General features: G+C 62.5%; 12 protein-coding genes. 7 read left to right on the forward strand and 5 right to left on the reverse strand.

Annotated features, from left to right (window positions below):
* Positions 1-5: 5 nt before the first annotated feature.
* The 6 genes from AC3ANW_RS22225 to AC3ANW_RS22250 all read left to right on the forward strand — a co-directional run bounded on the left by AC3ANW_RS22225 (position 6) and on the right by AC3ANW_RS22250 (position 7,611).
* Positions 6-695, forward strand: coding sequence for an FHA domain-containing protein (locus AC3ANW_RS22225; RefSeq protein WP_488342995.1), 690 nt, complete (start codon positions 6-8; stop codon positions 693-695).
* A gap of 53 nt (positions 696-748) precedes the next feature.
* The gene (locus AC3ANW_RS22230; RefSeq protein WP_488342996.1) at positions 749-2,806 is read left to right on the forward strand and encodes a CHASE2 domain-containing protein; all 2,058 of its coding nucleotides are present in this window, start codon (positions 749-751) and stop codon (positions 2,804-2,806) included.
* A complete protein-coding gene (locus tag AC3ANW_RS22235; protein WP_488342997.1) occupies positions 2,803-3,594 on the forward strand; it encodes a 3',5'-cyclic-nucleotide phosphodiesterase in 792 nt (263 codons plus the stop codon). Before AC3ANW_RS22230 ends, AC3ANW_RS22235 begins: the two co-directional genes overlap by 4 nt.
* 153 nt (positions 3,595-3,747) lie before the next feature.
* The gene (locus tag AC3ANW_RS22240; protein ID WP_488342998.1) at positions 3,748-4,194 is read left to right on the forward strand and encodes a pilin; all 447 of its coding nucleotides are present in this window, start codon (positions 3,748-3,750) and stop codon (positions 4,192-4,194) included.
* 119 nt (positions 4,195-4,313) lie between these two features.
* Positions 4,314-4,640, forward strand: coding sequence for a hypothetical protein (locus AC3ANW_RS22245; RefSeq protein ID WP_488342999.1), 327 nt, complete (start codon positions 4,314-4,316; stop codon positions 4,638-4,640).
* 28 nt (positions 4,641-4,668) lie between these two features.
* On the forward strand, positions 4,669-7,611 hold the full coding sequence (locus AC3ANW_RS22250) for an O-linked N-acetylglucosamine transferase, SPINDLY family protein (protein WP_488343000.1): 2,943 nt from the start codon (positions 4,669-4,671) through the stop codon (positions 7,609-7,611).
* Here AC3ANW_RS22250 and AC3ANW_RS22255 read toward each other — a convergent pair.
* The gene (locus tag AC3ANW_RS22255; protein ID WP_488343001.1) at positions 7,550-9,508 is read right to left on the reverse strand and encodes an O-linked N-acetylglucosamine transferase, SPINDLY family protein; all 1,959 of its coding nucleotides are present in this window, start codon (positions 9,506-9,508) and stop codon (positions 7,550-7,552) included. The two genes, AC3ANW_RS22250 and AC3ANW_RS22255, sit on opposite strands and share 62 nt — an antisense overlap.
* Positions 9,509-9,530: 22 nt before the next feature.
* Positions 9,531-10,025: a cyclic pyranopterin monophosphate synthase MoaC gene (gene moaC / locus AC3ANW_RS22260; RefSeq protein ID WP_488343002.1), complete on the reverse strand. Its 495-nt coding sequence runs from the start codon at positions 10,023-10,025 to the stop codon at positions 9,531-9,533.
* Positions 10,026-10,111: 86 nt separating this feature from the next.
* Here moaC and AC3ANW_RS22265 point away from each other — a divergent pair, with 86 nt between their 5' ends.
* Entirely contained in the window at positions 10,112-11,653 is a 1,542-nt protein-coding gene (locus AC3ANW_RS22265; protein ID WP_488343003.1) for a M48 family metalloprotease, read from the forward strand.
* Here AC3ANW_RS22265 and AC3ANW_RS22270 read toward each other — a convergent pair.
* The 3 genes from AC3ANW_RS22270 to AC3ANW_RS22280 form a co-directional block, all read right to left on the reverse strand.
* On the reverse strand, positions 11,612-11,965 hold the full coding sequence (locus AC3ANW_RS22270) for a phage holin family protein (RefSeq protein ID WP_488343004.1): 354 nt from the start codon (positions 11,963-11,965) through the stop codon (positions 11,612-11,614). The genes AC3ANW_RS22265 and AC3ANW_RS22270 overlap by 42 nt on opposite strands.
* A gap of 42 nt (positions 11,966-12,007) precedes the next feature.
* Positions 12,008-12,466, reverse strand: coding sequence for a hypothetical protein (locus AC3ANW_RS22275; protein ID WP_488343005.1), 459 nt, complete (start codon positions 12,464-12,466; stop codon positions 12,008-12,010).
* Between the two features lie 104 nt (positions 12,467-12,570).
* A complete protein-coding gene (locus tag AC3ANW_RS22280) occupies positions 12,571-13,317 on the reverse strand; it encodes a TerC family protein (RefSeq protein ID WP_488343006.1) in 747 nt (248 codons plus the stop codon).
* Positions 13,318-13,558 lie beyond the last annotated feature (241 nt).

Raw genomic sequence — 13,558 nt, forward strand, 5'->3', positions numbered from 1 at the left:
CGGCGATGGCAAGGATGTTGTTGTCACTGGAAGGTGTCGCCTTGCGCGAAGTCGTGCTGACGAAGGAATACACCACCTTCGGTCGACGTCCCTATAGCGATGTCGTGATCGACAACCTGGCGGTGAGCGGCGAACACGCTGCGGTCCGCCGCGTCGGCCACGAACTGGTCGTCGAAGATCTCAACAGCACCAACGGAACCTTCGTCAACGGTCGGCCGGTGCGCCGGCATACCCTGCGCAACGGGGATGTGGTCGAAATCGGCCGTTACCAGCTGCATTTCGATGGCGAGGGCCAGGTGCAGGCCAGCGCGGCCGCGGTTCCGACGGCCGAGGAATACAGCCAGTCTTCCATCATGTCGTTCCCGGATACCGAGCTGCCGGCGACCTTCTTTCCCGACACTGCCATGGCCGGCGACATGGGCGCTCTGCAGACCGCCAGCATCCGGGTCCTGTCGGGTGCCGCCACCGGCCGGACGGTCGAGTTGGTGAAACTGGTCACCACCATCGGCAAGGCCGGCGTCGGCGTGGCTTCCATCACCCGAAGGCCGCACGGTTACAGTCTTGCGCATGTCGAGGGCGCGGCAGTGCCGACCATCAACGGTTCGGTCGTCGGCCAGGCGCCGGTCATGCTGCGCCATGGCGACACGGTCGAACTGGCGGGCATCCGCATGCAGTTCGCCCTGGGCGCGCCCTGATTCCGCGCCGAGGGGTGCCGGCCGAATCCAGAGCTCGCCTCCGTTCGGGCTGGATGACACGCCACGGGCGCCGTTTCGCCGTGACGCTGGTGCCGGTGCTGCTGGCCCTGGCCCATATCGTCGGGCTGGTCCGGCTGCCCGGCCTGGACGCCGCAGAACGGACCCTGTACGACAGCCGGCTGCGGGCCACCATGCCGGCCGGCCTCGATCCGCGGGTGGTGATCGTCGATATCGACGAACGCAGCCTTTCCGAGGTCGGCCGCTGGCCCTGGGGCCGCGACCAGGTCGCCCGGCTGGTGTACGAACTGTTTGATCGCCAGCAGGCTGCGGTCGTCGGCTTCGACGTGCTGTTCGGCGAACGCGACCGCAGCTCCGGCCTCGACAGCCTGCGTGAACTGGCTGCGGGTGACATGCGATCGCAGCCCGGATTTGCCGACAGGCTGCGGCGGCTCGAATCCCGCCTCGACTATGACCGCCGCCTGGCCGATGCGCTGCGCGACCGACGTGCGGTGCTGGGCTATTACTTCAGCCAGGACTCCGAAGGCGGCCTTCGCGGCGCACTTCCGCAGCCAGTCATTGCGGGTGGTTCGCTGCCGCCGCTGGCGGTGCAGCGCTGGCGAAGCGCAGGCGCCAACATCCCGACGCTGGCGGAGGCTGCGCCGCACGGTGGATTCATGAACTCCATCACCGATCCGGATGGCGAAGTCCGCTCGGTCTCGCTGATCGCAGGGTTCGGCGGCAACTATTACGAATCCCTTGCCCTCGCGATGTACCGCAGCCTGACGGGCAATCCCAGGGTGCTGCCCGCCCTGGTCCCCGGAACAGAGGCCGTGGCGGGCCGACCCGCGCTGTTGCAAAGCCTGCTGCTGGATCGCGACGACAACCCGCAGATCGTCCCGGTGGACGAACGCGCTGCTGCACTGGTGCCCTACCGCGGCGCAGGCGGCACCGGGGGCGGATCGTTCCGGTACATATCCGCAGCAGACGTGCTGAACGGCAAGCTCGACGCCGCATCGCTGTCGGGCAGGATGGTGCTGGTCGGCACCACCGCTCCGGGTCTGCTCGACCTGCGTGTCACCCCCGTGGGAGAGGCCTATCCGGGCGTCGAGGTTCACGCCAACATCCTGTCCGGCCTGCTCGACGGCCGCACGCTTGTCCGCCCCGACTACGAGGCTGGCTACGCGGCTCTCACCACCCTCGCCGCCGGCCTGCTGCTGGCCTTCTGCCTGCCCTTGCTGAGTGTGCCGGTCGGCGTGCTGGCGACCCTGGCCGTGCTCGGCGTGCTGGTCGGCGCCAACCTCTGGCTGTTTGCCGGCGCCGGCCTGGTGGTGCCGCTGGCGGTGCCGCTTCTGGCCGCGCTGGCCGCATTCGCGCTCGATATCGCCTATGGCTATTTCGTCGAGACCCGCTCCAAACGTCAGCTTGCGCGCCTGTTCGGCACCTACGTGCCACACGAACTGGTAGCGGAAATGGTGCGGGAACCGGACCAATACACCATGCGGGCCGACAACCGCGAGATGACCGTCATGTTCTGCGACATGCGCGGATTCACCGCGCTGTCGGAAAGCATGGAACCGCTGGCCCTGCAGGCGCTGCTCAACCGCGTGTTCAGCCGGCTGACCGACGTCATCGGTCAACAGCGAGGCACCGTCGATAAATACATGGGCGACTGTGTGATGGCCTTCTGGGGCGCGCCGCAACGTACCGGCGCCCATGCGCGGCTAGCGGTCGGTGCCGCCATCGGCATGGCGACCGCCATCCGCAAACTCAATGCCGAACACGCCGCGCAGGGTTTGCCGCCCATCCAGATCGGGATCGGCCTGAACACCGGGACGATGTGTGTCGGCGACATGGGCTCGGACATCCGACGCAGCTACACCGTCATCGGCGATGCGGTGAACCTTGCGGCAAGGCTGGAAGGCCTGTGCAGCGTCTACGGCGTAGATTTGGTCGTCAGTGAAAACACCCGTGCCCAGACTGCGGACCACTTTGCATGGCGCGAACTGGACCGTGTCATGGTGAAGGGCAGGCAGCAGGCGGTGACGGTATTCACGGTGGAACCCGCCAATAATCCGGACCCCATCGACATTCGCCCTCAAGGAACTGCATGAAAGTCTGCGTACTGGGCTGCTCCGGCGCGATTGCAAAGGGCCGTTGCACCACATCGTTTCTGGTGGACGAGAACCTGCTGGTCGACGCGGGTACTGGGGTCGGCGAACTCACCCTGCCGGACATGGCCCGCATCGACCATGTGCTGCTGACACACAGCCATCTCGACCATATAGCGGCCCTGCCCCTGATGATGGATGCGGTTGCCGCATATCGAGTCAAACCGCTGCAGGTCCACGCGCTGGCCGAAACCGTGGCGGCTTTACGGGCGCATATATTCAATAATGTGATCTGGCCTGACTTCGAATCCCTTCCATCCGTCGAATCACCGTTCATTCGGTTCCAGATATTCGAAACCGGCGACGTTCTGCACATCGAAGGTAAATCAATCGAGGTACTTCCGGCAGTCCACTCGGTGCCGGCGGTGGGTTTTGCAATATCCGAAAATGCGGGACCCGCCTGGGTTTTCAGCGGCGATACCGGGCGTAATCCAGCTTTCTGGAAACGGGTGAACCAGTTGGACGTCGGCGCACTGGTCATCGAAACCGCCTTCAGCAATGCGGAATCCGAACTTGCACTGCGGAGCCGGCACATCTCGCCCTGCACGCTCGGCGAAGAACTGGCATTGATCGACAGGCCGGGCAGCTACACCGTGTGGATCACCCACACCAAACCAGCGGAGACGGTGTTGATCATGGAAGAGATCGGAAGGCTGAAACGTGGGGTGGGCTGCGTGCATCCGGCACTGGACATTCGGTGGTTGACCGAGGGACAGACCTTCGAGTGGTGACAGTTTTGGCTTCGCTGACTCGACATCGGCACGATATCGATGACAAATTTGTCAGGCCATACCGCCTTTCAGGCGGGCGCGGTGCAAATTGTTACTGGCATGGAAGCTGCGTGGCATGGGGGGCTTGTTCCCCCTTCCATCTGGAGTAAATCTATGACCCGTTCTATTCGGCGCAATGTGCAACAGGGCTTCACCCTGATCGAACTGATGATCGTTGTCGCGATCATCGGTATCCTGGCTGCCGTGGCCCTGCCGGCCTACCAGGACTACACCGTCCGGGCTCGTGTTTCGGAACTGATCCTTTCGGCCAGCAGCGCACGTACTTGCCTGTCCGAATCTTTCCAGGCCAATAGCGCCTTCGTGTCCACCGTGTCGAGCGACTGCGTTCCGGCCACCGGCGGCAAAGTCGGTAGCGCATCCATCGCCACGGCTGCCAGCGGGGTAACCGTGGTTATTGTCGGCAGCTCCAATGTTGGCGGTTCTGCCAGCGTTACGATCAACCTGAGCGGCAGCGCTGCAAGCGCTTCTTCCGGCGGCACCATCAGCTGGACCTGCAGCGGCACCCCCGCCAAGTACGTGCCGGCATCCTGCCGCGGCTGATCGCCCTGGCGATCCTGGAGAAGCCCCTTTGCAGGGGCTTTTTTTTGGCCTGCAGTCCGCTCGAGCGATGGCGGTGGAGGCTGGTCAACTTTGTATGATCGCCAGCAATACTTCTAGGAATGAAATTGGCCGGATTATTCGATTACAGCCAGGAGCGCGCATTTGCGGCCGAACTGGTGGCGCAGATTGTCAAACAGCTTCCGCCCGCCTCCCTGACCGGTGAAAGCATGGGAAAGTTGTCGGTAAACAAGATAACCCGTTCACTGGAGCGTGTTTATCAGGAAACCGGACGACATCTTTCCGATAGAAAGATGGGTTTGCTTCGCCGCTCCATTTTTGCAAATGCATTCAAATGGGGGCTGAATGAAAAGGGTTACCCCCCCAATTTCATCGATATTGCCACCGAAGGCTTGGTCATGGAAATGACGAAAGCAAACAAGAAGTGAGTTCTTTCGTCGTGCGAAGGTTCTGCTGATGTTGAAGTCACTCGTCAAGGGTACGTTTGGAAAATGGTTCGTCGAGGGTTCCAGGCAACGCCGTAAAGAAGAACTGCTGGAATCCATTCAGGTGGCACACAACGCCAGGGAATGGCGCAAGGCCATTTCGCTGGGGCGCGAATATCTGGAGTTGGATCCGCGAAATGTGCGCGTCATGGTCAACTTGGGCCTGCAATTGCTGGAAGTCGGTGAATTACCGCAAGCATATGAGTGTTTTCGATTAGCGCACCTGCTCGACGACTCAGACCTTTATGTCGCCGTCAACTACGCACGCTGCCTGCTGGAAGGCGGCCGTGTGCCCGAGGCAATCGAAAATCTGACCCGTGCGCAGGTTGCCATTCCTGGTTATCCGTATATCAGTGCACATTACGCAGCACTGCAATTCAAGCTTGGCAAGGTTTCGACGGCGGTTTATTACAGCCTGAGCGCCTGGCTGGCGGATTTCGATAACAACCGGGTGCCGGACGCCTACATGTGGCACAGCGCTTATGCCGACCGGGCTGAGCCGATTCTGGCGGCGGAACATCATTTCTGGGCCAGCACACTTTTGCCGCTGACGGAAAAGATGAAGGCCGAGCCGGTTCAGAAGATATTGCAACCCGAACGGAACAAAATCCGCATTGGTTATTGGTCGCCCGATTTTCGCGAACATTCCGTACGATATTTTTTCCGCCCCTTGCTGGAAGGTCATGATCGCGAACGGGTGGAGATATTCCTATATCATGACGCATCTTCATCCGACGCCCAAACCGATGAAGTGCGTGCGCGAGCAGATCAGTTCCACGCTGTCTACGAAAAGTCCGACGAAGAACTGGTGCAGTTCATCAAGTCCCACGACCTTGACGTTCTGGTGGAATTGGCAGGACACACCTCCCACAACCGCTTGTGGCTCCTGCAGGACCGCATGGCAAGAGTCCAGGTGACCGGTCTGGGTTATCCACCGACGACAGGGCTTGCAACCGTCGATGTGAAACTGCTGGACCCTCATCTCACCACACCTGACGACGCATTTTTCTACACCGAACGACCGCTGGTGCTGCCGCATTCGTTCTGGTGTTTCGACCCTCGCGGCGATGCGCCTGAGCAAGCCGATGCACCCGTGCTGGCGGCCGGTTATGTGACTTTCGGATGTTTTGGCAATATCGCCAAGATCAACCGCCCTATGCTGGATTGCTGGGCTGAAATCCTGCGCCGTGTTCCGCGCAGCCGTTTATTGCTGCGTGCCGTCAATTTCACGGATACGACCGTGGTGGCCACCTTCAAGAAGGAATTGGTTGAAGCCGGCATACCGGAGAAACGGTTTTCGCTGCTTCCGCCAGTGGTCAGTGTCGAGTTCTTCAAGTCCTACGAAGAAGTCGACATCGTTCTGGACACCTTTCCGTTCAATGGCGGTACCACGACGTGTTTTGCCACTTATATGGGCGTGCCGGTCATCACGCTCAAGGGTTCTTCGCTCATCAGCCGCATGGGTGCGTCGGTCGTTGCCAATGCAGGAGCACCAGAGCTCGCTGCCAGCACGATCGACGAATATAAACGCAAGGCGATAGCCCTGTCACAGGACGTCGAGTTTCTCAAGCAATACCGCCGGCAATCCCGTGTCCGCATGGGAGAAGGGGCTTTGGGAGACGGCCGCAAGTTCGCCCGTGATTTCGAAGACGCATGCGATGAATTGCTGAGAGAAAAAAAGTCGGACAAACCGACCGCCCGGTGCAATGGAGTCGTGCCATTACCGCCGCAAGAGCTTGTGCGGCGAGCCGCCACAGTGCTGGGGCATGGTCAGTGGAGCGGTGCCAAACGTATTCTTGATTACTGTCTTGCGCATTACCCGGATTTCGCAGGTGCGCACATATTGGCGACTGAAGAACTCACCCGTGAGCAGAAGTTCGCCGAGGCGGCAAGTTATCTCGAAAATCGGCTCGCCGGATTCGTTCCGGTCGATGTGCCCGCTGTGCTGATCAATATCGTCCGGTATCAGATCCTGGCGTCCGATCGCAATGCGGCACTTGAAAACCTCGGCCGCCTGCTCGGCGCCCCGGGCGACGAACAGGAAAAAATGCAGGCGGCGCTGTTCGACGCGTTGTTGCGTGACTCGCAAGCGAATGGTCCTGCAACGGCAAAAACACCCCTGCAGGCCGGACCTCGGATTACCTGTGTGATTCCGTGTGACCTAGAGGCGGCCTACCAGGCGGTGGTGGATCGGCTGCAGCGATGCGACGGTGCGGAATCGGTCAAGTTCGTGCGTTCGCGCGAGGGGCTTCGTATCGACGAATACAAGACAGCCTTGGCCGCGCCGGACGTCGACATCGTCGTCTTCCTGCAGAAGAACATCCAGATCCACAATCCGGCGTTTTTCCTGGAGATTGCCGAGGCGATGGAGATTGCGGATGTCGTCGGGTTTTCGGGAGCGCGTCGGTGGGACCGCCTGGATTGGCGGCTGGATGAGTTCAAGCAGCGATCCTGTGGCTTTACCGCCCCCTGCGGTGAACGGCCGGATTTCTGCGAAGTACGGATTGCCGGTGCAGGCACCGCACGCATCGACAAGGCCATCGCCGTGCTGGAAGGCTGTTTGCTTGCCGTCCGCCCAAAAAAGGTACGCAGCGTTGCTTTCGATAGCGACTTGCTGGAGGCCGAAAGCCTTTTGGAAGAAGCCTGGTCTCATGCAGCGGGCAAGGCGGGAGCACGGCTGGCGGTGCACCGGGGCCTGGGTGTCTTCCTGGACACCACGGTTGCCATGCCGCGCGACTATCTGGTTGCCGCCCGTCTTTCGGTCGTGCAGAACATGAAATTCGACGTTTTTTCCATGGTTCGTCAAGACGGCTCGTTTCTCCAAGCCCCGTGTGCAGATGCGCTTGAAGGTTTCAGTGCGATAGACCGTTATCTCGACCCGGTACAGGGCCGATCCGATCGCGCGCGTCGGTGAAGGCACGCTCGAGCTCGCCGACAAATTCCCTTGAACGGGCCACCAGGGCGTCATGCATGCGGCCCCGCAGTCCGGCGCGGGTTTCTTGCAGAAACGCGTATTGGCCCGACAGGGCAATCGCGCTTTGCACGTATGAATCGAGGTCGGGGCTCGCAAATGTACCTAGGCCCAAGCCGCGCATCATCTGCACACCGACACGGCTGAGCGCCGTGTCGCCCTCCAGGGCGAGTACGGGTACGCCCATCCACAATGAATGGAATGTGGTGGTGCCCCCGTTGTAGGGAAACGTGTCCAGCGCCAGGTCGATCGAATGATGGAGTCGCAGGTAATCGACAGCACTCTTTCGCTCGGCAAAGGCCAGTCGATCCAGCGATACACCGCGTGCGGCGAAAGCTGTACACAGCATCGACATGCTTTGTTCGGTGGCATTCCCGAAAAGCAGGCGGCTCTGAGCGGCAGCCAGCAGTATGCGTGCGGCCGCATCGAGGAAATCCGTCGTGATCTTCGCGGGATTGTTCAGGCACCCAAAGGTGAAAATCCCGCTGTCTCGAGCGGGCAACCGGTTGACTTCGGGGCTTTGCGGATCGGGCTGGAAAACCGCGCCGGTGGAAAGTCTCAAGAGCCGCTCGGAATGACGACGTTCCGCTGTTCCGTCTGGATCGACGCCGCCATCGGTGATACGGTAGTCCATGGCAGACAGTCCGGTGGTGGCCTGGTAGCCGAGCCAGGTCATCTGCACCGGCGCCGGCTTTCTGGCAAACACGGTGAGCCGGTTGTGGCCGGTATGACCCGAAAGGTCCACGAGAACGTCGATACGGTCTGCCCTTATCCGGGCTGCCATCTGCTCGTCCGGCCATTCGGCACAGTCGCGCCAGTGGTCGGCCTGTGCGGCCAGACGTGCCGTCACACCGTCGTGGATAGGATAGGTGTAGTAGCAAAACACCTCGGTCTGCGCCCGGTTCCGGTGGAGCAGCACCGGTTCGAAGAAATAGGTGAGTGCATGCGCCCGGAAATCGCCCGATACGTAGCCGATCCGCAGACGTTCACCTTCGACGCGCACGGTCCGGGTGTGATCCGGCCAGTCGGCCTGGAAAGGCTTTTCGAAGCGTTCTGCAAACCTAAGATGCTCTTCGAACAACGCATCTGGGCTTAGCACTCCGGCGTACTGAAGCGTGAAAAGCAGGTTGCTGTGCCAGGCGGCGTTATCGGGTTCTTGTGAAATTGCCAACCGCAGACAACGGAGCGCTTCTGCGACATGTCCCAGGTGGCGTTCGCAATTGCCAAGGTTGGCGAGCACGGCCGGGTTGTCCGCCACCAACGCGAGGGACCGCCGATAAGCGTGCGCCGCACCGGCGTGGTCGCCTGTTTCGGCCAGCAGGTTGCCTTGGAAAAAGGGCAGTTGCGGGTCATGGGGGAAAAGCGCGACACCGCTTGAAAGCAGTGCATAGGCGTCATCGAGTCGTCCGGTTCGGAACAAGGCCTGCGCTCCGTCACCGTATGCCGGCTGAATCATGGGATTCAACTCCAGTGCCGCCGTCAGCCATTCAGCTGCGCCCGCGTCGTCCCGTCTTGCTACCGCGAGCGTTCCGAGCAGATAGGCAGCATCGGCGTTGGCCGGGTGCCTGGCGAACGACGCCTCCAGTGCGTTGCGCGCTTCCGCATGAGATCCGGATTCCCTTAGGGCATAACCCAGGCGAAGTAAGGCGTCATGGGACGCCGGGTCGAGCGCAAGCGCCGACCGGTAGTGCGTGATGGCATCCGCCAGCGAGCCGGCTGCCAATCGCCTGTTTCCGGCCGAGAGCTCGGCTTCGAGCAGGCCGGCCGTCGACGACGGTGTGGCATGGCTTTCATTGCCGCCGCCGATAGCCGAGCGCAACCGGCCGATGATCTTGCGCAAAGGGTTTGCGCCGGACAAGACCTCAGGAACCCGTAGCAGGGGACATCACGAAGCTGCCGGACTTGCCGCCGTGTTTTTCCAGCACCCTTACGGCGTCCATCACCATCCCCCGATCCACCGCCTTGCACATGTCGTAGATCGTCAGCAGCCCCACCTGCACCGCCGTCAACGCTTCCATCTCCACCCCTGTCGGCCCGAAGGTCTCCACCGTCACCGTGCAAGTGACAGCAGCAGGTGCCGCCGCCTGTATCCCGAACTCCACCGCCACCCGAGTCAACGCCAGCGGATGGCACAGCGGAATCAGGTCACTCGTCTTCTTTGCTGCCTGAATCGCGGCGATGCGTGCCACACCCAGCACATCACCCTTCTTCGCAGTCCCGCTTTCGATCAAGGCCAGTGTTTCGGCCCGCATGACAATCCGGCCGGTGGCGACCGCCACGCGATGGGTCGGCTGTTTGCCGCCGACATCGACCATGTGGGCCTGGCCTTGGGCGTCGAAATGGGTAAGTTGGCTCATGGATGATTCGTCAGATGTGGCTCGCGAAAAGCGGTTTTTGTTCGACGGAAAAGCGAACATTTCATGCCTTCAAGCATCATACGGCGATGCATTTACCGCGAGCCACCCGAGCTTTCCGCGCGCTGTTGTGTGCCACGCTCTGCCTGCCCTTCGCCTTGCCGCCCGCCTGGGGACAGCTTCCCAGCCTGGGCGACGGCGCCGACATGACCGCAGGCGAAGAGCGTCGCCTGGGCGATCGCATCATCCGCGAGTTGTACCGCGACCCCGATTACGTCGACGACCCGGTGCTGGTCGAATACCTCCAGGGCATCTGGGACGAGTTGCTGGCCGCCGCACGCAGCCGGGGCGAACTCAATGCCGAACTGGATGAACGTTTCGCCTGGCGAATCCTGCTCGGCCGTGATCGCAGCGTGAACGCCTTTGCCCTGCCCGGCGGCTACATGGGCGTACTGTGCGGATTGATTTCGGTCGTAGGTTCTCGCGACGAGCTGGCATCGGTGCTGGCACACGAGATGAGCCATGTCACCCAGCGTCACATTTCGCGGCTGATGGCGCAACAGAGCCGCACTTCTCCGCTGTTTCTGGCGGGCATGGTGCTCGGCGCGCTGGCTGCCAGCAGGGCGCCGCAGGCGGCCAATGCGATGGTCACCGGCAGCGTGGCACTGCAGGCGCAGACGCAGCTCAACTTTTCGCGGTCGATGGAGCGAGAGGCCGACCGGGTGGGTTACCTGGTGATGACGCAGGCAGGTTTCGATGGCCGTGGTTTTGCCGGCATGTTCGAGAAACTGCAGCAGGCCTCCGGTTTCAACGACAGCGGCGGTTATCCCTACCTGCGCAGCCATCCGCTGACGTCCGAGCGCATCGCAGACATGCGTTCGCGCCAGCCGCTGGAAGGCGGTAACGGGCCCCGCATCCCCATTGGCAGTTTGGAAGATTCGATCATGTCGGCCCGCGCCCGTTTCGTGTCGCAGCCGGGTGCCGATGCCCTGCGGGGCTGGGCCGCCGAGCCGGGTCTTCCGGGCTTCGACAGCCTGCCCTTCAAGCGCCGCGCCGCATCTCTCTATAACGCAGCGCTGGCCAGTGCCGGCCGCCGCGAAATGCCCGTTGCGCGCGCTCAGGTGGCCCGGTTCGCGGCCCTGGTGACGGACGATCCCAAGGGCGTCCGGCTGGCGCGGCTGCTGGCGGCGGAGGTGGAAATCGCCGGGGGAAACGGCAATCTGGCCCTGGCGGCCCTGGGTTCGATGCCACCTGCCGGTTCACCCGTCGGCCGGCCCGAACTGATGCTGCTGGCGCAGGCTTCTCAGCATGGCGCGGTGGTGCCCGGGCTGGCCGACCGGCTGCAGTCCTGGCTGGCAGCCAAGCCGCAGGACGGTGGTGTGTGGCAGGCCCTGGCCGCGGTGTATCGGCAGGAAAACCAGCCTCTGCGCGCTCTGCGGGCCGAGGCGGAAGTCCAGGTTTCACACATGGACTGGGCGGGCGCGGTGGACCGCTACAAGGCCGGTCAGGAATGGATGCGGCGCAACCGCGGAACCGGGGCCGATTACATGGAGGTGTCGATCATCGACACCCGGTTGCGCGAAGCCGAATCAAGACTTCGAGAAGATGCCGCCGAGCGCCGACTCGATTAACAGGCCGATGGCCGAATAGATCAGCGAACCGATGAGTGCGGCGGCGAATCCGCGGACCTGAAAGCCTTCCAGCACCCCCGACGCGGCCCAGAACATCAATGCGTTGATGATGAACAGGAACAGCCCCAGCGTGATGATGGTGACCGGCAGGGTAAGGACCACCAGCACCGGCCGCAGAACCACGTTGAACAGCCCGATGACAGCCGCGGCGATGAGGGCGGAGCCGAAGCCCTGCACCTGCACGCCGCTGTAGAGATAGGCCACGAACAGCAGGGCGGCCGCGCTGAGCAGCCATTTGAGGATCAGCTTCATGCGCCGCAGGATAGCATCGCGCCCGCCGTCCCCGGGCCCCGCTTATTCGGCGGCCAGCACCAGCATCGCACCCATGCCGGCGACCGCACCGGGCACCGCCCAGCGGCTGGCCGGATCGCGCTGCGGCACCGCATCGCTGACCGGCGCGAGGTCCTGGCCGAACTTGGGGCGGCGCATGTCCAGCACGCGGGCGCCGGGGTATTCGGCCTTCAGTTGTTCGGTCAGCGGTGCCAGCGGGCCCTTGGCCAGCACCGGCACGGCGGTATCGCCCTTGGCGGTCATGAAGGGCATCAGGTCGCCGAAGAACTTGTCGGCCCATTTGGCGCGCCAATTCTCGCGGGCGCTGTGGCTGACCCACTTGCTGATGCGGTGGGTCATGCGCGGCGCGCAGGCCACCACGATCCAGCAGCCGGACGGCGCGAGGCCGCGCGAATCGAGCATCGGCGCGAGGTGCTCTCGGGCATAGGCCAGGTCATCGACATACACGATCATCTTGTCCATGGGAACGACTCCTTCAGGGGTTGAAGACTGCTGCGGCTGCTGGGAAGGCTCGGTCGGAACCGGGCGGCGTGGAAGGGAAAGCTTGGCCATGTGAAGTCCCTTTCTTACTTGGTGACGGGGTTGACCACGTCGGCGGTACGCGCCTGGTCGATACGTTCCGAACCGGGCAAGGCACGGCGGCTCTTGAGCCAGCCCGCGCCCAGCACACCCACGATGGCCAGCACGCAGACACCCCAGTACGCGACCTGGTGGGACGTTTCTTCACCCTTGAAGATGGAGGCCAGCAGGCCTTCGTTGACGATCATCTTGGCAGCGGTGAAGGCCAGCACGGCAGCGCCCAGCTGGATGATCATCGGGAAACGCTGCACCAGTTTCAGCACCATGGTGCTGCCGAAGACGACGATCGGCACGCTGATCACGAGTCCGATGACGACCAGCGTGAAATCACCGTGTGCGGCACCGGCCACACCCAGCACGTTGTCGATGCCCATCAGCGCGTCGGCGATCACGATGGTTCGCATGGCACCCCAGAAGGTACTGGCGCCCGATGCGTGTTCTTCACCGTCGTCGTGGCCCTGATCGGCCAGCAGCTTGTAGGCGATGTACAGCAGGCCCAGGCCGCCGACCAGCATCAAGCCGGGGATCTTGAGCAGCCAGACCACACCCACCGTCATGGCCGAACGCACGACGATGGCACCCACGGTGCCCCAGGCGATGGCCTTTTTCTGCAGATGTGTGGGAAGGCGTCGCGCCGCGAGGGCGATGACGATGGCGTTGTCGCCGGCAAGGACGAGGTCGATCAGGATGATGGCCAGCAGGGCCGACCACCAGGGGGCGGAAAAAAACTCCATGGGAAACACACTCCGGGTTGTTTGGAGATTCGATAACAACCTGGGATGGGGCCGGTGGAGGTGTGCGCAGTCGGCGCTGCTGATGGAGCAATCGCCGGCTGGCTGACACTTCGACCGAACCTGGTCCCAGGTTCGCATCGAAGGTCTTGCTCGGCACCAGAGGCTGGTGCCCGACGAAGCCGGAAGTCTTTTCGGAGACTTCGTATTGACGACTTTGCCGATTTTCCACGCCGCTTGACGG

Source organism: Xylophilus sp. PBN-3R, assembly GCF_057747805.1.

Coding starts and splice junctions, on each gene's coding strand:
- AC3ANW_RS22225 (WP_488342995.1), top strand. CDS start 6: ATGGCAAGGATGTTGTTGTCACTGGAAGGTGTCGCCTTGCGCGAAGTC.
- AC3ANW_RS22230 (WP_488342996.1), top strand. CDS start 749: ATGACACGCCACGGGCGCCGTTTCGCCGTGACGCTGGTGCCGGTGCTG.
- AC3ANW_RS22235 (WP_488342997.1), top strand. CDS start 2,803: ATGAAAGTCTGCGTACTGGGCTGCTCCGGCGCGATTGCAAAGGGCCGT.
- AC3ANW_RS22240 (WP_488342998.1), top strand. CDS start 3,748: ATGACCCGTTCTATTCGGCGCAATGTGCAACAGGGCTTCACCCTGATC.
- AC3ANW_RS22245 (WP_488342999.1), top strand. CDS start 4,314: ATGAAATTGGCCGGATTATTCGATTACAGCCAGGAGCGCGCATTTGCG.
- AC3ANW_RS22250 (WP_488343000.1), top strand. CDS start 4,669: ATGTTGAAGTCACTCGTCAAGGGTACGTTTGGAAAATGGTTCGTCGAG.
- moaC (WP_488343002.1), bottom strand. CDS start 10,025: ATGAGCCAACTTACCCATTTCGACGCCCAAGGCCAGGCCCACATGGTC.
- AC3ANW_RS22265 (WP_488343003.1), top strand. CDS start 10,112: ATGCATTTACCGCGAGCCACCCGAGCTTTCCGCGCGCTGTTGTGTGCC.
- AC3ANW_RS22270 (WP_488343004.1), bottom strand. CDS start 11,965: ATGAAGCTGATCCTCAAATGGCTGCTCAGCGCGGCCGCCCTGCTGTTC.
- AC3ANW_RS22275 (WP_488343005.1), bottom strand. CDS start 12,466: ATGGACAAGATGATCGTGTATGTCGATGACCTGGCCTATGCCCGAGAG.
- AC3ANW_RS22280 (WP_488343006.1), bottom strand. CDS start 13,317: ATGGAGTTTTTTTCCGCCCCCTGGTGGTCGGCCCTGCTGGCCATCATC.